Raw genomic sequence first — 19271 nt, forward strand, 5'->3', positions numbered from 1 at the left:
TTCAGAATCAGACCTCCCGGCAACTGGTAGCTAAGCGGATTGCCTTTCGTGAAAGCGAATGCAGACATATCAGGAATCTGATTGCTGCCTGTTCCAACCTCTCTTTTTGCCGCTTCGCTTAAACCAACGTTAAAGAGATAAATAGCAATGTCTTGGCGTCCTCAGTCCGCTATGTGCCAGAAGCGGACCTTCACATCAACTGTAGGCACCCACACTGCTATGTAAAATATGAGTACTGGGCACCCCCAAAGGGGAAGACGCCGCCTCATGGCATCAGCCCGCAAATTATTACAAAGGGGAGACGGTTTGGACGTTATGCTGGAAAACATAAGGATCGGATAGCAACTGAAATTGCTCGTCATCCGGATAGGTAACTGCAATCTGGTACTGTTCGCCTGCGAATGCTTTTACTGCCTCAAGATCTTTCCAGTAAGTTGCCAGGAAGAAATGCTCCCATTCACCCTGCGTCTCTCTTCGTACATATGCCCCCATATTTCCCGGTGTCCTTTCTGAATGTTCAACACCGGTTTTTTGCAAATGTTTTGCAAAGCCTTCTGCATGCCTGACTGGTACGCATCCATGCCATGTTCTTACAATCATGTTTCTACCCATATGTTCTGGAAAGGTTTTAAACATAACATAGTGTGGAGGGAGGTGTGATTCGTAAACGAAATCGAATGTTAAATACTCAGAGCCAGGAAGAGGTGTATATGCGGACGATTATTGTTGTGCCATACGATGATAAATGGCCTGAGATGTTTGAAGCTGAAAGTTTACTGATAAAGACATTGCTCGGTGGAGTAGCTAAAAGTATCCATCATATTGGCAGTACATCTGTGCCGGGTCTTTCAGCAAAGCCCGTAATTGACATACTGCTGGAAGTCTCCGACATCAATGAACTGGATACATACAACTCTGCAATGACCCGCGCCGGGTATGTTGCTCGCGGTGAGAACGGGATTTCGGGGCGAAGATATTTCATTAAGGGCGGTGATCAGCGTAGTCATCAAGTGCACGCATTTGCTGTTGGAGACATGCAGGTAGTAAGACATCTTGCTTTCCGTGATTACCTAAGAAAAAACAGAGTTATTGCTGGGGAGTATGCTGAGATAAAACTCTCGGCAGCATTACTCAGTAAAAACGATGTTCATCGCTATAGCGCGCTTAAAGCGAACTTTATAGAGCATCACCTACGGCTGGCGCTGAATGCCCAGGAACGTTAGAGATAGATTCCGTTGCCGGGATGTTATGTTCGATGTAATGGACATACTCAAACGCCATGAGCTAAACATCTGCTTTTTGCTCAAAGCGGCTATCGAAGCCGCTGGATAGGTAATTAGCAGAAGAACTACCTGTCAGTGATTATGATCCCTCAGAAAAACTGTCAGCACATCTTTCGGAGGAACACCTCCGCACTCAGAAATTAACCAGCCTACTGCCCCACGGTGGTAGGTTCCATGAAAAAGCATATGATTTAGCATATCTGTGGCAGTCATTTTTCCCTCACCACCATCGACGAAACTGAACTTAATAGTTTCTTCTAAATCGGCTGGAGCCATTGAGCTGACTCGCTGGATATACCAGTTTGTACAGACGTCCATTTTGACCTCAAGCTCATCTACAGAGGGTGTTTCAGGGGTATTCAGGGCAGTATAACCATGCTGCTGTCCCGAAATATTGGCTCTAAAAATCATGTCTACCACATGAATATGGTTCATCAGTCTTAGCATCAGATGACGTTTTTCTGCATAAGCAGATTCGCTGATGCCTTTAATTGTTTTTAGAGTTTCGGCATCAATCCAACGCTTGAATTTTAAGAGTGTAACTAGTGTGCTCTTGTCCATGAATTTTCTCCTGATTTGCCTGTCCCGATTGCATATCAATAATGCACATTTTGTAGCAGACTTTCATCCTCTAAGGCATAAGCATAAGCGTGAACAAGGTCCGCTTTTCGCTCAAAGCAGACACATTTTAGTGGCAAGATCTCTATCATTCTCACGGCTGTAGCCTGCTGGATTTGGCTCCTTTCGACGTACCAACCCAAAACAAAAAGAAATCCCTGGCACTGAAAAGCGCCAGGCTGGCACACTCCACGCCATTTATGCGAGGTTTACTGTGCTGATTGGCTACATCAGGGTGTCAACAAATGACCAGAACACCGATTTGCAGCGTAACGCGCTGCAAAGTGCAAATTGTGAACTGATTTTTGAAGACAGAATAAGCGGAAAAAAGTCAGACAGACCAGGACTGAAAAAGGCGCTGCGCTGTCTGCAGGAGGGCGACACACTGGTGGTGTGGAAGCTGGATCGTCTTGGCCGCAGCATGCGCCATCTGGTTATGCTGACTGAGGAACTGCGCGAAAAAGGAATAAACTTCCGCAGCCTGACCGACAGTATTGATACCAGCACACCGATGGGCCGTTTTTTCTTTCATGTGATGGGCGCTCTGGCGGAAATGGAGCGCGAGCTGATTGTGGAGCGTACCCGCGCCGGGCTGGCGGCGGCGCGTGAGAAAGGCCGCATAGGCGGGCGCCGCAGGATAATGACAGAAGATGTGACCGAAAGAGCCAGGCGGATGTTACGTAACGGTGCGACCCTGCATCAGGTGGCGCTGGTTCTGGATGTTTCAGTTAAGACACTGTATCGCTACATCCCGGCAGCTGAGCAAAAGGCGCTGAAAAAAAGCCAGTCTTCCGTTGTGTCAGACCTCATACAACAGCAAGAACGTGAATCCATCGGAGCCACATAACACCATAGCAAAACCCCTTAACCGGAGATTTGCTACATGGCAGACGATTATCATCACGGCGTGCGCGTTACGGAAATTAACGAAGGCACCCGCACCATTTCAACGATAAGCACCGCGATTGTGGGCATGGTCTGTACCGCAGACGATGCCGACGCGGCAACCTTCCCGCTGAATACCCCCGTTTTACTCACAGACGTGCTGACCGCCAGCGGCAAAGCCGGGGAGTCCGGCACGCTGGCGCGTTCGCTTGATGCGATCGGTGACCAGGCCAAACCCGTTACCGTGGTTGTGCGCGTGGCGCAGGGCGAAACCGAAGCGGAAACCACGTCCAACATTATCGGCGGCGTGACCGCAGACGGCAAACGCACCGGCATGAAAGCGCTGCTGACCGCACAGGCCAAATGCGGCGTTAAGCCGCGCATCCTCGGCGTGCCCGGACACGACACGCAGGCGGTGGCAACGGAACTGCTGAGCGTGGCGCAGAGCCTGCGCGGCTTTGCCTACCTGTCCGCTTACGGCTGCAAGACCGTGGAGGAGGCGATCGCGTACCGCGCCAACTTCAGCCAGCGCGAAGGGATGCTTATCTGGCCGGATTTCATCAACTTTGACACCGTGCTGAACGCGGACGCCACGGCCTATGCCACCGCCCGTGCGCTGGGCCTGCGCGCCAGGATCGACCAGCAGACTGGCTGGCACAAAACCCTGTCCAACGTGGGCGTGAACGGCGTCACCGGCATTTCTGCAGACGTCTTCTGGGACCTGCAGGATCCGGCAACCGATGCGGGTCTGCTGAACCAGAACGACGTCACCACGCTGATCCGCCAGGACGGCTTCCGCTTCTGGGGTTCCCGCTGCCTGAGCGACGATCCGCTGTTTGCGTTTGAGAACTACACCCGTACCGCGCAGGTGCTGATGGACACGATGGCAGAGGCGCAGATGTGGGCGGTGGACGGCGCCCTGAACCCGTCGCTGGCCCGCGACATCATTGAAAGCATTCGCGCCAAACTGCGCAGCCTGGTCAGCCAGGGCTATCTCATCGGCGCCGACTGCTGGCTGGATGAGAGCGTGAACGACAAGGACACGCTCAAGGCGGGCAAACTCACCATTGATTATGACTACACGCCGGTGCCGCCGCTGGAAAACCTGATGCTGCGCCAGCGCATCACGGACCAGTATCTGGTGAATTTTGCCAGCCAGGTCAGCGCGTAAGGAGAAAAACAGATGGCATTACCCCGCAAGCTGAAGCACCTGAACCTGTTTAACGACGGGAACAACTGGATGGGTATCGTGGAGTCGCTGACCCTGCCGAAGTTTACCCGCAAGTTTGAAAAATACCGTGGCGGCGGGATGCCGGGCGCGGTGGACATTGATATGGGGCTGGATGACGGCGCGCTGGACACCGAATTTTCCATCGGCGGCACGGAGCTGCTGCTGTTTAAGCAGATGGGCGCAGTCAAAGCGGACGCCATTCAGCTGCGCTTTACCGGCTCCATCCAGACGGACAGCACCGGCGAGGTGCAGGCGGTGGAGCTGGTCGTGCGCGGTCGCCATAAGGAAGTGGACTCCGGCGAGTGGAAAACCGGTGAGAGCAACAGCACCAAAGTGTCCGGCACCAACAGCTACGCGAAGCTGACCATTAACGGCGAGGTGCTGTACGAGGTTGACCTGGTGAACATGGTCGAAATCGTGGGCGGCACGGACCTGATGGAAAAACACAAAAGCGCCCTTGGCCTCTGATACCCCCGGCAGGGAAAGCCCTGCCGCTGAACAACTTTTTTTCAGGACGTAAAACGATGACTGAGATTAAAAATGACGCCGTACCGCAGCCGCAGCAGAAAATCATCACCCTGGACACGCCAGTGACGCGCGGCAAGGAGCAGATCACCAGCGTGACCCTGCGCAAGCCGCAGTCCGGCGCGCTGCGTGGCACCCGCCTGCAGGCGCTGATGGATATGGACGTGAACGCCATGATGACGGTTATCCCGCGCATCAGCCAGCCCGCGCTGCAGCCGCATGAGATTGCCGAAATGGACCCTGCCGACCTGCTTTCGCTGTCGGTGGAGGTGGTCACTTTTTTGTTGCCGAAGTCGGTGCTGTCGGATTTCCCGACGAACTGACGGTGGATGACCTGGTGGCGGACATCGCCACCATTTTTCACTGGCCGCCGTCCGTCACTGACGTGATGCCGCTTACCGAAGTGCTGGAGTGGCGGCATAAAGCGATACTGCGAAGCGGAGCCGGTGACGATGAGTAACACAAACCTGCGGCTGCAGGTGGTTTTAAACGCGGTGGATAAAATCACCCGTCCTTTCCGAAACGCGCAGGCCGGTTCCAAGGAGCTGGCCGCCGCGCTGAAAGCCAGTAAAGACACCCTGAAATCCCTGAACGAGCAGGCCGGAAAAATCGACGGGTTCCGCAAAACCCGATCGCAGCTTGCCATCACCGAAAAGAATCTGGCCGGTGCCCGGCAGGAGGCGGCGGCGCTGGCAACGCAGTTTGCCGCCACCAACCGCCCCACTGCACAGCAGGCCCGGCTTCTGGAGCAGGCCAAAAACCGCGCCAGCGAACTGCAGCAGAAATATAACGGGCTGCGCCTGTCCGTGCAGCGCCAGCGTGAGGCGCTGAACGCCGCCGGTATCGATACAAAACAGCTGAGCGCCGCGCAGCGCCGCCTGAAAACCGACGCGGAAGCCGCCAGCGGCGCCCTTGAACGCCAGCAGGCGGCGCTGAAAAAGCTGGGCGAACGGCAGCAGAAACTGAACGCCATCCGGGCGCGCCGGGAGAAAACGCAGGAACTGCGCAATAACCTGGCCGGGAACGGCGCCGGTATGGTGGCGTCCGGTGTGGCTGCGGGCATGACGATGATGGCGCCGGTCAGCGCCTACGCACAGTCGGAGGACGCCGCCACGCAGCTGGCCGCCTCTATGATGGGGCCGGGGGCGAAGGTCTCACCGGAGTTTGAAAAAATAAACCGGCTGGCCGTCAGCCTGGGCGACAAGCTGCCCGGCACCACGGCGGACTTCCAGAACATGATGACCATGCTGCGCCGTCAGGGAATGTCCGCGCAGTCCATCCTGGGCGGGCTGGGTGAAGCCACCGCCTATCTGGGCGTGCAGCTGAAGATGGCGCCCACGGAGGCGGCGGAGTTTGCCGCCAAGCTGCAGGATGCCACGCAGACCTCGGAAAAAGACATGATGGCACTGACCGACATCATCCAGAAAGGCTTCTACGCCGGGGTGGATTCGGAAAACATGCTGCAGGGCTACGCCAAAATTGGCAGCGCCATGGACATTATCAAGATGAAGGGGCTGGATGCGGCGAAAGCCTTTGCGCCGCTGCTGGTTATGGCGGACCAGCAGGGTATGGACGGCGGCTCGGCGGGGAACGCCTACCGCAAGGTGCTGCAGGCCATGATGGACAGTAAGAAAATCAGCAGCGTGAACAAGGATCTGAAGGGCACCGGCGTGAAGTTCGATTTTACCAACGGTAAGGGGGAATTTGCCGGGATTGAAAAGATGTATGCGCAGCTGGACCAGCTGAAAACGCTGAGTACGGAGAAGCGCCTGCGGACCCTGAAGGATATGTTTGGTGATGATGCGGAAACCCTGCAGGTCCTGAACAACATGATCACCAAAGGACTGGCAGGCTATAAGGAAACGGCGGCCAAACTGGAAAATCAGGCATCCCTGCGTGAGCGTGTGGACGCGTCACTGAACACACTTGGCAACAAATGGGACGCTGCCAGCGGTTCATTCACCAACGCAATGGCTGCCATCGGTGAAACCGTTGCGCCAGTGCTGAAGGAGATGGCCGACTGGCTGGGCGATCTGGCCTCGGCGCTGGGAAATTTTGTAAAGGCGCATCCGCAGCTGACCGCCGCGCTGTTCAAAATGGCCGCCGGGTTTGCCATTGCCATGACGGCCATCGGGGCGCTGTCGCTGGCAGCGGCGTCCATTCTCGGCCCGCTGGCCCTGATGCGCCTGAGCTTCAGTATGCTGGGGCTGAAGGTGCCCGGCGCTTTCGGGCTTATCCGTAATGCGCTGGGCATCGTGGGCAAGGGCGTGCTGTGGCTGGGGCGGCTGATGCTGGCAAACCCGATTCTGGCCGTGGTGGGGCTGATTGCGATGGCAGCGCTGTATATCTGGCAGAACTGGGAGACGCTGGGCCCAAAATTCGCTGCGCTCTGGGCCACCATCCGGGGCGGCGTAAGCGGCGCATGGAATGCGATCACCACGTACATCAGTACAAAGTGGAATGAAATCGTGGCAGGCGTGCAAGCACTGCCGGCCCGTTTTCAGGAGGCCGGGGCGCAGATGATTGACGGCCTGATGGCGGGCATCAGTCAGAAATGGGAGGCGCTGAAAAGTAAGCTGACGTCGCTGAACAGCTACCTGCCGGACTGGATGAAGCCGGATACCGCAGGCGGCAACGGCCCTGCGGGCAAGCCTGCGGCACCGAAGAAAACAGGCTTTGCCGGGCTGTTTGACAACGGCGGGTTTATCCCGTCCGGGCAGTTCGGCATTGTGGGTGAAAACGGCCCGGAGCTGGTAAACGGTCCCGCCCGCATTACCAGTCGCAGGCGCACCGCCGCGCTGGCCGCCACGGCGGCGCTGGCTATGGGCGCTGCTGCCACGCCTGCAACCGCACGCCCGCTGCATCCGATGAGCCTGCCGGTAAAGTCCGGGGCAACGGTAAAAGCAGTCAATGCCGGAAGCAGCCCGGCGCCCGCCGTGACCATTCACGCCCCGATTACCATTGTGCAGCAGCCAGGGCAGAGCGCACAGGACGTGGTGGCGGAGGTGATGCGCCAGCTGGAGGCAAAAGAGCGGCAGGCGCAGGCCCGCGCCCGCAGCAGTTACCGTGACCGGGGAGGATTTGACGAATGATGATGACGCTGGGTTTGTTTGTTTTCATGCTGAAAACGGTGCCGTATCAGGAGCTGCAGTATCAGCGCAGCTGGCGCTTTCCCACCAACAGCCGCGTGGGGCTGCGGCCGTCCGCGCAGTTTCTGGGGCCTGACACCGACACGCTGACGCTGACCGGCACGCTGCTGCCGGAAATTACCGGCGGCAGGCTGTCGCTGTTTGTGCTGGAGCAGATGGCGGAGCTGGGCAAGGCGTGGCCGCTGATTGAGGGCAGCGGCACCATCTTCGGTATGTTCGTGATCGAGAGCCTGAACCAGACGCGGGCAGAATTTTTCAGTAACGGCGCGTGCCGACGCATCGAGTTCACGCTGACGCTGAAACGGGTGGACGAGTCGCTGGGCGAGATGTTCGGCAGCCTGAGTGACCAGCTGGCAGCCATGCAAAAAGCCGCGACCGGCGCAGCAGGAAAAGCGGCTGCCGCCGTGGGAGGGCTGTTCCAGTGAGCGCAATACAATGGATAACCGGCACGGCCAGCGCGCCCGCCTTTCGCCTGACGATGGACGGCGCCGACATCACGCAGCGCATCGAAAAGCGACTGATTAGCCTGACGCTTACCGATAACCGTGGCTTTGAGGCGGACCAGCTGGACATCGAGCTGGACGACGCGGACGGCCAGCTGCAGCTGCCGCGCCGGGGCGTTCAGCTTAATCTGGCGCTGGGCTGGCAGGGCGAGCCGCTGATTTCAAAAGGTTCCTACACCGTGGACGAAATCGAACACACCGGCGCACCGGACAAGCTGGTGCTGCGCGCCCGCAGTGCCGATTTCCGCGAAACACTCAATACCCGGCGCGAAAAGTCATGGCATAAAACCACCGTGGGCGACATGGTGAAAGAGATTGCCGCCAGGCACAAGCTGGACCCGGCGCTGGGTGAGGATATGGCAAAGATGGCGGTCGATCACCTGGACCAGACCAACGAGTCAGATGCCAGTTTTCTGATGCGCCTGGCGCGCCAGTGCGGGGCGCTGGCCTGCGTGAAGAACGGAAAATTGCTGTTTATCCGGCAGGGACAGGGTAAAACCGCCAGCGGCAAGGCTCTGCCGGCTGTCACGCTGACCCGCTCGGCGGGTGACAGTCACCGCTTTACCCTGGCGGACCGTGACGCTTACACCGGCGTGATTGCCAGCTGGCTGCACACCCGCGAACCGGCCAAAAAGGAAACCGCAAAAGTTAAACGCAGGCGGAAAAGCATCACGAAGAATAAGGAGCCGGAAGCGAAACAGGGCGATTACCTGATAGGCACGGATGAAAACGTGCTGGTACTGAGCCGGACCTATGCTAACCGCAGCAATGCAGAGCGGGCGGCTAAAATGCAGTGGGAGCGACTGCAGCGCGGTGTGGCGACATTCTCCATTCAGCTGGCGCGGGGGCGGGCGGATCTCTACACGGAAATGCCGGTGAAAGTCAGCGGCTTCAAAAAGCAGGTAGACGGCAGTAGCTGGATTATCACCACGCTGACGCACAGCCTGAGCAGTGACGGCGGTTTTACAACCAGTCTGGATCTGGAAGTGAAGATTGATATTCTCGAAATGAGATGATTACTATCTCAATATGATTGTTTTGTGTATTATTCATCTCAAATGGGAATGGAGTGCGCCGCTATGATGAATTGCCCGCTGTGTGGAAGCGCAGCACATACTCGCAGTAGTTTTCAGGTTTCAAAGACAACGAAGGAACGCTATAACCAGTGCCAGAATATTAATTGCAGCTGTACTTTCAAATCTCACGAAACTGTCGCTGAAATTATCTCGAAACCCGGTACAGTGAAGCCTGTTCCCCCGCATCCGGACCGATCGCCACAGGGCACGCTTTGGTTATAGCCTTTCATCAGAACCCGCTCAGGCGGGTTTTATTTTTGAATAAGCGATTTTATGTATTTATCTGACTCATCCATATTCATAGGACCTAACTTTTTGCATTCCTGGCCGCCGCCGTTAAGCGTTATCTGCTGATCACTTGACGCATTTAACATCACTACCTTTTTTATCAGGGCGGGATTCCACGTCTTGCCAACGTATTGCGTGTCGCATATGCCCCGAAAAAATAGTACGGCCATATCTTCGTTTACGCTGGGCTTCTTAACTGCCATCGACAGAACGCCCTCATCAAGACCGAAAGAACCATGCTGATAGACGTTCATCACTTCTAAAATGGGCTGAGGAATTTCTTCAGCAAAGACGTTAAATGTCATCAGAAGTGAAAGTGCAAAGAGAGTTTTCTTCATGAAAAGGGCCTCTATCGAAGATCCATGCAAAATTTCTGCTGCCATTTTGCTGCCAATGACTGCCGAGACAACAAAAAAGCCACCCTTGCGAGGTGGCTTAACTAGCTGATTTAACAGCTAAAATTTGGTGGCCCCTGCTGGACTTGAACCAGCGACCAAGCGATTATGAGTCGCCTGCTCTAACCACTGAGCTAAGGGGCCTGTGGAGCGGGATTATAAAGGAACTTGGCGGGGCAATCCAGCAATCGCTAACCGGTTGGCGCTTTTTGCAGCAATTCAATCGATTGAAATATCTTCATTTCTTCTCTTGTCAATGATGCTACAAGATGCGTCGCAAAAGAGTACCTGTTACAGGCCTTGTTGATAATAATGAGCCACAATAAGCGGGTACTCATGAACTACAGGAGAGCAGGGATGAGTGAACACACCATTACCGATATTATTGCGCCCGGCCTGCGGGTGGTCTTCTGCGGCATCAATCCAGGTAAATCTTCGGCTCATACCGGTTATCACTTTGCTTATCCCGGTAACCGTTTCTGGAAAACGCTCTGGCTGGCCGGTTTTACCGAGCGTCAGTTAAAACCGGAAGAAGAGCTTAAGCTGCTGGATACCCGCTGCGGTATTACCATGCTGGTAGAAAGGCCAACTAAAGAGGCCAGCGAGCTTTCGTCGGAAGAGCTGCGGGAAGGCGGCAAATCATTGATTGAGAAAATTCAGCACTATCAGCCTGCCGCGCTGGCGGTACTGGGCAAGGAGGCGTTTAAAAAGGCGTTCCGCCAAAGCAAGGTAGAGTGGGGCAGGCAGGAGATCACCGTGGGTGAAACAGAAATATGGGTACTACCGAATCCCAGCGGGCTTAATCGTGCAACCCAGGAGAAACTCACGGAAGCCTATAAGGATCTGGAGCAAGCGCTGGCAGTACGTGGGCAGTAATTATATGCTGACAGGTACAGGGCGTCAGGCACACTGTCAGCTCTGTTTAAACGCGTTGGTTTACCCGCTGGCTGCAATGCCGCCCAATAAAAAAGGCCTCCCGTTGGGAAGCCTTTTTTGCCATCAGCGTGCTTAGTCGTCCAGGAAGCTACGCAGCACTTCAGAACGGCTTGGATGACGCAGCTTACGCAGCGCTTTCGCCTCAATCTGACGAATACGCTCACGGGTAACGTCAAACTGTTTACCCACTTCTTCCAGCGTGTGGTCAGTGTTCATATCGATACCGAAACGCATACGCAGCACCTTCGCTTCACGCGCGGTCAGGCCAGCCAGAACGTCATGCGTTGCTGAACGCAGGCTTTCTGAGGTGGCGGAGTCCAGCGGCAGCTCCAGCGTGGTATCTTCGATAAAATCACCCAGATGCGAATCTTCATCATCACCAATCGGCGTCTCCATAGAGATCGGCTCTTTAGCGATTTTCAGCACCTTACGGATTTTATCTTCCGGCATCAGCATACGCTCGGCCAGCTCTTCCGGCGTCGGTTCGCGGCCCATCTCCTGCAGCATCTGGCGAGAAATACGGTTGAGCTTGTTAATGGTCTCAATCATATGCACCGGAATACGGATGGTGCGCGCCTGATCCGCGATAGAGCGGGTAATTGCCTGACGGATCCACCAGGTGGCGTAAGTTGAGAACTTATAGCCACGGCGATATTCAAACTTATCTACTGCTTTCATCAGGCCGATGTTGCCTTCCTGAATCAGATCCAGGAACTGCAGGCCACGGTTGGTATATTTTTTAGCGATGGAGATAACCAGACGCAGGTTAGCCTCGACCATCTCTTTCTTCGCACGACGCGCTTTCGCTTCGCCGATCGACATACGACGGTTGATATCTTTCACCTGCTCAATCGTCAGGCCGGTCTCTTCCTCAATCTGCATCAGCTTTTGCATGCTGCGCTGCACATCGTCTTCAACGTCGCGCAGTTTTTCAGACCAGGGTTTGTTCATCGCCAGCGCCGCCTGGAACCAGGTTGGGCTGGTTTCATTACCGGTAAACAGCGTAATGAAGTTTTTCTTCGGCATTTTGCACAGTTCAACACACAGCTTCATGATGATGCGCTCTTGCGTACGCACGCGCTCCATCATTTCACGCATGTTGTTGACCAGATAGTCAAACTGCTTCGGCACCAGACGGAACTGTTTAAAGACTTCTGACAGCTTCTGGATCTCTTCAACCGCATCCGCGTGGCTGCGACCTTTCGCTTTGATGGTCAGACGCGTCGCTTCATACTGATCGCGTAGCTCGATGAATTTTTCACGCGCCAGTTCAGGATCGATGCTGTTGTCATCATCGCTGCTGTCGCTGTCATCATCATCTTCATCTTCGTCATCTTCATCGGCGCGCTCTTCTTCAGACAGCTCAGAGCCAACATGCGTCGCGGTAGGCGCCAGATCTTCTTCTGCGTTAGGATCGACAAAGCCAGTGATCAGGTCGGAGAGGCGTGATTCTCCCGCTTCGACGCGATCGTACTGTTCCAGCAAATAGGTGATCGCTTCCGGATATTCAGCTACGGAACACTGCACCTGGTTGATACCGTCTTCAATACGTTTGGCGATGTCAATTTCGCCTTCACGCGTCAGAAGTTCTACGGTACCCATTTCACGCATATACATGCGGACAGGATCGGTGGTGCGTCCGATTTCAGATTCTACGCTGGATAACACTTGAGCTGCCGCTTCAGCCGCATCTTCGTCCGTGTCGGCGCTGTTTTCGTTCAGCATCAGATCATCGGCATCAGGCGCTTCTTCTACCACCTGGATGCCCATGTCGTTGATCATCTGGATGATGTCTTCGATCTGATCGGAGTCGACGATATCTTCCGGCAGATGGTCATTGACCTCGGCATAGGTCAGATAGCCTTGCTCCTTACCACGGGTGACAAGTAGCTTAAGCTGTGACTGCGGGTTTTGCTCCATAAGACGGTATCCACACTTCTGTTAATTTGATTGGTGTCGGGTCGGCTATAAGAGCCAACAATAACAGTGAGGGCGTTTGGATTATTGCCGCTGCCCTCGTAGCGGCTGTCAGGGTCTGCCTGAGTATAAATCGGCACTTAAGCCGCTGAATTTACTGTTGAGACTGTCATGCTTGTCCTTTTGCATTCCGACCTGATTAATACATTCTCGCCGCATCGGGCAGAATGAAATGCGTCGGCTGCACCAGCACGTCTCTTAATACTGGCGCGATCGCTTAACTATTTTTTTGCCAGCGCCTGGCTTAATGAGCGAACTTCTTCTCGCTCCTCAGGGCTAAGGCCATGCGTTCTGGAGCGCGCGATCAGGATTTCCAGACGCTGCTCCAGCGCAGAGTCATACATTTTTGCCAGGGAATCCTGGAACATTGCCTCTACTTCTTCATCAACGATCATGTGGTTCCATGTCGCCAGAGTTTCAAGGTGCTGGCTAAAATTTGTTCCGCGATATAACTCTAGTAGCTGGCCAGTGGTCAGGCCAGGATTTGCCATGCAACTCTTTACCAGCTCCATAAAAAGCGATAATCCCGGCATATTGAGCTGTTCCAGCCCCTGCAGCGAGGGAACCATCGCCGCCAGCCTGGGATTCTGTACCAGCAACCCCACAAGTATACGCATAGTTGTGCGTTTTAGCTGTGGAGCCGCAGGCTGGGCGCTGCTTTCGGCCTGTTTAGGCAGCAGCTTTTCCAGCTGGCTGTCATCCAGAATGCCGAGCATGTTACCCAACTCCTGTCGCAGATAAATCCGCAGCGTTTCGCCCGGGATCTGACCAATCAATGGCAGCGCCAGAGTGCTTAAACGCGTCCGACCGTCGCGGGTGCTCAAATCGACCTGCGGCAGCAACGTATCGAACAGGAAGCTGGAGAGCGGCATGGCCTGCTCCATCCGCGCTTCAAACGCCGCTTTGCCCTCTTTACGTATCAGCGTATCGGGATCTTCACCGTCAGGCAGAAACATAAAGCGTAGCTGACGCCCGTCATTCATGTAAGGCAGCGCGGTTTCTAATGCGCGCCAGGCCGCTTCACGACCAGCTCGATCGCCGTCATAGCAACAAACCACGGTATCGGTACTGCGAAACAGCAGCTGGATATGGTCCGCGGTTGTTGAGGTGCCTAATGAGGCAACGGCATAGTCAATGCCAAACTGCGCCAGCGCCACCACATCCATATAGCCTTCGACAACCAACAGCTTTGCCGGTTCAGGATGCTGTCTTTGCGCTTCATACAGGCCATACAGCTGGCGGCCCTTATGAAAAATATCGGTTTCCGGCGAGTTCAGATACTTTGGCGTGCCGTCACCTAACACACGTCCGCCGAAACCGATAACGCGGCCACGTTTATCGCGGATGGGAAACATCACGCGATCGCGGAAGCGATCGTAGCTGCGACCCTGATCGTTAGTGACCAGCATGCCTGCATCCGTCAACGACTGACGATCGTCAGGATTGCGGCCAAAGCGCTTCAGGGCATTATCCCAGCCGGGCGGTGCGAAACCGATAGCAAAATGCGCAATAACCTCATCGCTTAATCCGCGCTGATTGAGATACGTGCGTGCTGCGACTGCCTGTGGCTGAGTTAGCGCCTGTTGGTAGAATTCGGCCAGACCCGTCATGAGCTGATATAAACTTTGGCGCTGATGACGTTCCAGCTGACTGGGACCGCTGCCCGCTTCATAGGGCACTTCCAGTCCATGTTGCGTCGCCAACTCTTCAATGCTTTCGACAAATTCCAGACGATCGTAATTCATCAGGAAATCGATAGCGTTGCCGTGGGCGCCACAGCCAAAGCAGTGATAAAATTGTTTCTCACCGTTTACGGTGAAAGAAGGGGTTTTTTCGTTATGGAAAGGACAGCACGCATGGAAATTCTTACCCTGTTTTTTCAACTTAACGCGGGCATCAATAAGATCCACAATGTCCGTGCGGGCAAGTAAGTCATTAATAAAAACGCGTGGAATTCGTCCGGCCATAAGCCCCGTTTTCTTCGCTCATAAACGAAAATAAGCCGCGCTTCCTTCCGGAAAGCACGGCCTCTAACTTGACTCTGTCTGCGTTTAACACGCGGTGGAAGCGCGAAGCCTCCGAAGGAAATTAGTACAGACGAGTGCGGCGTGCGTTTTCGCGAGCCAGTTTCTTGGCATGACGCTTAACAGCAGACGCTTTAGCGCGCTTACGTTCAGTAGTCGGTTTTTCATAAAACTCACGACGACGAACTTCAGCCAGAACGCCTGCTTTCTCGCAGGAACGCTTGAAGCGACGCAGTGCTACGTCGAACGGCTCGTTTTCACGTACTTTAATTACCGGCATGTAACTCTCACCTCGATAAATTCGGTCTTTTGCTGACGTCAGCGTCAGCTCATTTCAAAATGGTGCGGAATTTTACAACAATCGCGGCTGCGTTGTAAAGCAACATTGCGCTTTTCAAACCAACAGAGCCCCAGGCGGCTGCCGGTTTTTTGCAGGCGAAGGAGTATACCGTATAGCACAGAGCTGCGTTTACTCTTTTTTGATTTCCTGCTCATAAAACCGGCGCTCGTTCCAGAAAATCGCCCCGGAGTGCTGGCTGGCTATGGTACACTGCGCGCCGCAACTGAGAGGTAAAGCAACCATGCGCGTTCTGGGTATTGAAACATCCTGTGATGAAACCGGTATTGCCATTTATGACGATGAAGCCGGTTTGCTCGCTAATCAACTCTATAGTCAGGTGAAAGTCCATGCCGATTATGGCGGGGTGGTGCCGGAACTGGCTTCGCGCGATCATGTGCGTAAAACGGTGCCGTTAATTCAGGCAGCGCTGAAAGAGGCCGGTCTGCAGGGCAAAGATATAGATGCGGTAGCCTATACCGCCGGGCCAGGTCTGGTGGGGGCTCTGTTAGTGGGCGCAACGATTGGCCGCTCGCTGGCGTTCGCCTGGCAGGTGCCTGCCGTGCCGGTACACCATATGGAAGGGCATCTGCTTGCGCCGATGCTGGAAGATAATCCGCCAGAGTTTCCTTTTGTTGCGCTGCTGGTTTCAGGCGGCCATACGCAGCTGATCGGCGTAACCGGCATTGGTGAATACACGCTATTGGGCGAATCGATTGATGATGCCGCCGGTGAGGCGTTTGATAAAACCGCGAAGCTGCTTGGTCTGGATTATCCCGGCGGCCCGATGCTGTCGCGTATGGCGCAGCAGGGCATTGCTGGCCGCTTCACCTTCCCGCGTCCCATGACCGATCGCCCCGGGCTGGATTTTAGCTTTTCAGGTTTAAAAACCTTTGCAGCGAACACCATCCGTGAAAACAGCAATGATGCGCAGACGCAGGCTGATATTGCGCGCGCTTTTGAGGATGCGGTGGTTGATACGCTGGCGATTAAATGCAAGCGGGCCCTGGATCAAACCGGATTTAAGCGTCTGGTCATGGCTGGCGGCGTCAGTGCTAACCGTACGCTGCGTGCGAAGCTGGCTGAAGTGATGCAGGCGCGTGGCGGCGAAGTGTTTTATGCGCGACCTGAGTTTTGTACCGATAACGGGGCGATGATCGCCTATGCCGGTATGGTGCGTTTAAAAGGGGGAACGCGCGGAGAGCTTGGCGTTAGCGTGCGCCCTCGCTGGCCGCTGGCTGAGCTGCCGGCCATTGCCTGAGAAGAGTGTTTCTGTCACGACGGAGTCATTTTGATCTAGAGGGCTGGCTGATTCAGGAAAGTAAGCGTTTATTAGTGCTGGTTCGATTACCGGAGCGTATAAGTCGCTCCGGTTAACAAGGCCATTTTCTCATAACGTTGCTTAGTAATATCAGACGAGTGACCATTCGTATCGCTTGATTTAATCAGTTGTCGGCGTCAGTCCGATTAATTTCTGTTCTAACCATCTTTTTAAAGGATGGAATATATAACCGTATCGGCCTCGTATATAGTGGTAATAAACGAGGCCGTGTAAAAAATACCAATACGTTGGCTTTAAGGTTTGCCGATGCCTACCATGTAGCCAGGATGTGTCAGTTCGACGCCAAACAATTTAGCTATTGGGTTTAGAAATTGATAAACTGCGTTTTTAACGTTATCTAAAACTTGTTGCCATTCAGGTACTGCATTATGTAATTCTCCATCTTCGCCCAAGTAAAGACCGCCGCTGACATGGTTGATTTCACGTATAGTAAGATTTCTCATTTTAAGTCCCTTATAAAATGGTAGTGAATTGCTTATAAAGCAAGGTTACTTTATACAATGAACGGTAGAACAGGGATGCGACGTAGCGCGCTCACGTTGCTCGATTTTGCCATTGTATAATCCTACTTTAAAACGAAAATAAATTAAACGTCAATCTAATAGCCTGATCTTATGAGAAATAACTAGTTTCCTTTGTGTTTTTTATCCTTTTCCAGTTACCGGTTGAAGCTGATTAATAAAATTCAGAAGATATTTTATACGTTAATTGATCGTGGCCTGGTGCAGATTTCCGGCCAACTTATCTGCCAACTGAAATGACATATGCCAGAAGGTAAAATTAACTTCGTGATTTATGCTTTCTCTTCCAGATGTTCGTCTTTTGCCCACGCCACAGCTGCTGAATATTAGTGGCGTTGGGATTTCCTGAGCCGTTATGTCGCGGAGCGGGAAGGCCAGCGAGTCGGCAAACCAATATAAGAGACGCTCCGTCCAGCATACGGATTAATTGCCGAGCACTTTACCCAAGATGCCACCGATCACCGGAATTCTACTGAGTACATTTTCAATGCCGTTGCCAATTTGTTTTCCCAGGTTTTTACCCACATTACCACCGAGTTCAGGAAAGTATTCTTTAAAATTAAGCTTACCGATAATCGGTAACTGCACCGGTAGTTCCGGTAAAAAGGAGTAGATCGCCTCGCCAATAAAGTTGCCAATCGAACCGCCGATTTGAGAAATATAGCCTGCACCGCTTATCGCACTATATTCAACTTGCGTTAACTCTCTCATTAGTTAATCCTTTAATATTTTGCAGAGTATTTTCCCACGAGTGGAAGCAATAAATTGCCACGTGATGTTATAAAAAATTGATGAATAGCACAATGGTGGTTAACCCCGAGCACGAAGGGAAATAACATGCCTGGCTTCCGGGATGAATATTGCTTGCTGCATGCGAGATTTTTCCTTTCACCGGTTAGATGTTAACAATCATAGAAAAAGCGTTGTTGTCTTTTTGGTTAAAGATAAAATGATGAATATGAAAGTAATAAAATCATCAGGAGAATGACGTAACGTGGCAGCATTTAATTTATTAAACTGGGATCTCACTTGAAACAGGAATAATTAACCTCCTAATAATTAATTTATTAAGAACGTTTTTTATTTTTCCATATTTTCTTCTCCTGTCCACGCCATAACCGTTGGATATTATCGTGATGACGTAACAGGATCAGGCAGGAAAGCATGGCGACCGGGAAGGTAAACTGGGGTTTAAACCACCAGACATAGAAAGGTGCGATAAGCGCGCTGACTATCGCGCCTAATGAAGAGTAGCCGCTCAGCAACACGGTGAGCAGCCAGGTGCCGGTCATCAAACCGGTCAAATCCCAGCCGATGGGCGCAATAGCGCCAAAGGCAGTGGCGACGCCTTTACCGCCGCGAAAACGGAAAAACACCGGATAGATATGCCCAAGGCAGGCGGCAATGGCGGTCAGGCCAAGATAGATAGGCGAAATGCCCAGCGCCCAGGCAAGCCAGACGGGCAACATGCCTTTAAGAACGTCGAAAACCAGTACGGTTGCCGCAGCGCCTTTACCGCCTATCCTCAGCACATTTGTGGCACCAGGATTACCGGAGCCGTTATGGCGTGGATCGGGCAGGCCCGCGAGGCGACAAACTAAAATAGCGCTGGAAATGGAGCCGCACAGATACGCGAAAATAATCATACCAAGCGCGATTGCACTCATAACACCGTTCCGTTTCGTAAGGGTCGTTTTATTCTCATCATCTGTGGATAATACGCATAATTCGCCGGAAGTGGTATCCGGTTAACGCAAAAACAGAGAGTGCCCTCATGGATATCGTATTTATTGAACAGCTGTCGGTGATTACCACGATTGGCGTTTATGACTGGGAACAGACCATCCAGCAGAAGCTGGTTTTCGATGTCGAGCTGGCCTGGGATAACCGCAAAGCGGCAGCCAGTGATGATGTTAATGATTGTCTGAGCTATGCGGATGTGGCTACGGCAATTATCGAGCATGTCGGGCAGGGACGTTTTGCGCTGGTGGAAAGGGTGGCAGAAGAAGTCGCCACGCTGCTGATGGCCCGCTTTGCTTCGCCGTGGGTGCGCATTAAGCTCAGCAAGCCTGGTGCCGTAGCGCAGGCGGCTCAGGTTGGCGTGATCATCGAGCGCGGAACGCGTCAGCACCAGCGGGGACAATTCTGAAATAGATCCAATGTGATTGCTATCACAATGAA

22 protein-coding genes, 1 tRNA gene and 1 pseudogene are annotated in these 19271 nt (G+C 53.6%); 13 read left to right on the plus strand and 11 right to left on the minus strand.

What is annotated here, in order from left to right; all coding sequences use genetic code 11:
- Positions 1 to 288: 288 nt before the first annotated feature.
- Positions 289 to 600, minus strand: a complete 312-nt coding sequence (locus ACQE3Y_RS14300; protein ID WP_250650640.1) for a hypothetical protein — start codon at positions 598 to 600, stop codon at positions 289 to 291.
- Between the two features lie 110 nt (positions 601 to 710).
- Here ACQE3Y_RS14300 and ACQE3Y_RS14305 point away from each other — a divergent pair, with 110 nt between their 5' ends.
- Positions 711 to 1223, plus strand: coding sequence for a GrpB family protein (locus tag ACQE3Y_RS14305; protein WP_426982043.1), 513 nt, complete (start codon positions 711 to 713; stop codon positions 1221 to 1223).
- 132 nt (positions 1224 to 1355) lie between these two features.
- Here ACQE3Y_RS14305 and ACQE3Y_RS14310 read toward each other — a convergent pair whose 3' ends face one another.
- Positions 1356 to 1844, minus strand: coding sequence for a DinB family protein (locus ACQE3Y_RS14310; protein ID WP_250650638.1), 489 nt, complete (start codon positions 1842 to 1844; stop codon positions 1356 to 1358).
- A 271-nt stretch (positions 1845 to 2115) separates the two neighbouring features.
- On the opposite strand from ACQE3Y_RS14310, the gene ACQE3Y_RS14315 reads away from it, so the two are divergent.
- The 9 genes from ACQE3Y_RS14315 (at position 2116) to ACQE3Y_RS14355 (ending at position 9492) form a co-directional block, all read left to right on the plus strand.
- Positions 2116 to 2748, plus strand: a complete 633-nt coding sequence (locus ACQE3Y_RS14315) for a recombinase family protein (RefSeq protein WP_426981945.1) — start codon at positions 2116 to 2118, stop codon at positions 2746 to 2748.
- A 36-nt stretch (positions 2749 to 2784) separates the two neighbouring features.
- Positions 2785 to 3957: a phage tail sheath protein gene (locus tag ACQE3Y_RS14320; protein ID WP_426981946.1), complete on the plus strand. Its 1173-nt coding sequence runs from the start codon at positions 2785 to 2787 to the stop codon at positions 3955 to 3957.
- Between the two features lie 12 nt (positions 3958 to 3969).
- Entirely contained in the window at positions 3970 to 4485 is a 516-nt protein-coding gene (locus ACQE3Y_RS14325) for a phage major tail tube protein (RefSeq protein WP_426981947.1), read from the plus strand.
- 56 nt (positions 4486 to 4541) lie between these two features.
- A complete protein-coding gene (locus tag ACQE3Y_RS14330) occupies positions 4542 to 4865 on the plus strand; it encodes a phage tail assembly protein (RefSeq protein ID WP_426981948.1) in 324 nt (107 codons plus the stop codon).
- 14 nt (positions 4866 to 4879) lie between these two features.
- On the plus strand, positions 4880 to 5002 hold the full coding sequence (locus ACQE3Y_RS14335; RefSeq protein ID WP_084971544.1) for a GpE family phage tail protein: 123 nt from the start codon (positions 4880 to 4882) through the stop codon (positions 5000 to 5002).
- Positions 4995 to 7634 (plus strand): phage tail tape measure protein, encoded by a 2640-nt coding sequence (locus ACQE3Y_RS14340; protein ID WP_426981949.1) that lies wholly within the window; start codon positions 4995 to 4997, stop codon positions 7632 to 7634. Before ACQE3Y_RS14335 ends, ACQE3Y_RS14340 begins: the two co-directional genes overlap by 8 nt.
- Positions 7631 to 8116 (plus strand): phage tail protein, encoded by a 486-nt coding sequence (locus ACQE3Y_RS14345; RefSeq protein WP_426981950.1) that lies wholly within the window; start codon positions 7631 to 7633, stop codon positions 8114 to 8116. The genes ACQE3Y_RS14340 and ACQE3Y_RS14345 overlap by 4 nt, the downstream gene beginning before the upstream one ends.
- Entirely contained in the window at positions 8113 to 9210 is a 1098-nt protein-coding gene (locus tag ACQE3Y_RS14350; protein WP_426981951.1) for a phage late control D family protein, read from the plus strand. The genes ACQE3Y_RS14345 and ACQE3Y_RS14350 overlap by 4 nt, the downstream gene beginning before the upstream one ends.
- Before the next feature lie 63 nt (positions 9211 to 9273).
- Complete coding sequence (locus ACQE3Y_RS14355) at positions 9274 to 9492, plus strand: ogr/Delta-like zinc finger family protein (protein ID WP_426981952.1); 219 nt, start codon at positions 9274 to 9276, stop codon at positions 9490 to 9492.
- A gap of 29 nt (positions 9493 to 9521) precedes the next feature.
- Here ACQE3Y_RS14355 and ACQE3Y_RS14360 read toward each other — a convergent pair whose 3' ends face one another.
- Both ACQE3Y_RS14360 and ACQE3Y_RS14365 read right to left on the minus strand, forming a co-directional pair.
- On the minus strand, positions 9522 to 9896 hold the full coding sequence (locus ACQE3Y_RS14360; RefSeq protein WP_426981953.1) for a hypothetical protein: 375 nt from the start codon (positions 9894 to 9896) through the stop codon (positions 9522 to 9524).
- A gap of 125 nt (positions 9897 to 10021) precedes the next feature.
- A tRNA-Ile gene (locus ACQE3Y_RS14365) sits at positions 10022 to 10097 on the minus strand.
- Positions 10098 to 10310: 213 nt separating this feature from the next.
- Here ACQE3Y_RS14365 and mug point away from each other — a divergent pair.
- Entirely contained in the window at positions 10311 to 10829 is a 519-nt protein-coding gene (mug, locus tag ACQE3Y_RS14370; RefSeq protein WP_426973452.1) for a G/U mismatch-specific DNA glycosylase, read from the plus strand.
- Between the two features lie 132 nt (positions 10830 to 10961).
- Here mug and rpoD read toward each other — a convergent pair whose 3' ends face one another.
- The 3 genes from rpoD to rpsU form a co-directional block, all read right to left on the minus strand.
- On the minus strand, positions 10962 to 12809 hold the full coding sequence (rpoD, locus tag ACQE3Y_RS14375; RefSeq protein WP_426981954.1) for an RNA polymerase sigma factor RpoD: 1848 nt from the start codon (positions 12807 to 12809) through the stop codon (positions 10962 to 10964).
- Positions 12810 to 13087: 278 nt separating this feature from the next.
- Positions 13088 to 14833: a DNA primase gene (gene dnaG, locus ACQE3Y_RS14380; RefSeq protein WP_426981955.1), complete on the minus strand. Its 1746-nt coding sequence runs from the start codon at positions 14831 to 14833 to the stop codon at positions 13088 to 13090.
- 121 nt (positions 14834 to 14954) lie between these two features.
- A complete protein-coding gene (rpsU, locus tag ACQE3Y_RS14385; protein WP_001144069.1) occupies positions 14955 to 15170 on the minus strand; it encodes a 30S ribosomal protein S21 in 216 nt (71 codons plus the stop codon).
- 301 nt (positions 15171 to 15471) lie between these two features.
- On the opposite strand from rpsU, the gene tsaD reads away from it, so the two are divergent.
- A complete protein-coding gene (gene tsaD / locus ACQE3Y_RS14390) occupies positions 15472 to 16488 on the plus strand; it encodes a tRNA (adenosine(37)-N6)-threonylcarbamoyltransferase complex transferase subunit TsaD (RefSeq protein WP_426981956.1) in 1017 nt (338 codons plus the stop codon).
- Positions 16489 to 16802: 314 nt separating this feature from the next.
- Here tsaD and ACQE3Y_RS14395 read toward each other — a convergent pair whose 3' ends face one another.
- From ACQE3Y_RS14395 to plsY, 4 genes and pseudogenes are all read right to left on the minus strand, one after another.
- Positions 16803 to 17012, minus strand: coding sequence for a hypothetical protein (locus ACQE3Y_RS14395; RefSeq protein ID WP_426973467.1), 210 nt, complete (start codon positions 17010 to 17012; stop codon positions 16803 to 16805).
- Between the two features lie 391 nt (positions 17013 to 17403).
- Positions 17404 to 17508: pseudogene (locus ACQE3Y_RS14400) on the minus strand (hypothetical protein); the annotation flags it as partial.
- A 5-nt stretch (positions 17509 to 17513) separates the two neighbouring features.
- Positions 17514 to 17801 carry a hypothetical protein gene (locus tag ACQE3Y_RS14405; RefSeq protein WP_426973469.1) on the minus strand — a complete coding sequence of 96 codons (288 nt, stop codon included), beginning with the start codon at positions 17799 to 17801 and terminating at the stop codon, positions 17514 to 17516.
- Between the two features lie 356 nt (positions 17802 to 18157).
- Positions 18158 to 18757 (minus strand): glycerol-3-phosphate 1-O-acyltransferase PlsY, encoded by a 600-nt coding sequence (gene plsY, locus ACQE3Y_RS14410; RefSeq protein WP_426973471.1) that lies wholly within the window; start codon positions 18755 to 18757, stop codon positions 18158 to 18160.
- 107 nt (positions 18758 to 18864) lie between these two features.
- On the opposite strand from plsY, the gene folB reads away from it, so the two are divergent.
- On the plus strand, positions 18865 to 19239 hold the full coding sequence (gene folB / locus ACQE3Y_RS14415; RefSeq protein ID WP_085070019.1) for a bifunctional dihydroneopterin aldolase/7,8-dihydroneopterin epimerase: 375 nt from the start codon (positions 18865 to 18867) through the stop codon (positions 19237 to 19239).
- Positions 19240 to 19271: the final 32 nt, after the last annotated feature.

The organism is Pantoea sp. FN0305, assembly GCF_050113845.1.
Taxonomy (GTDB): Bacteria; Pseudomonadota; Gammaproteobacteria; order Enterobacterales; family Enterobacteriaceae; genus Mixta; species Mixta alhagi.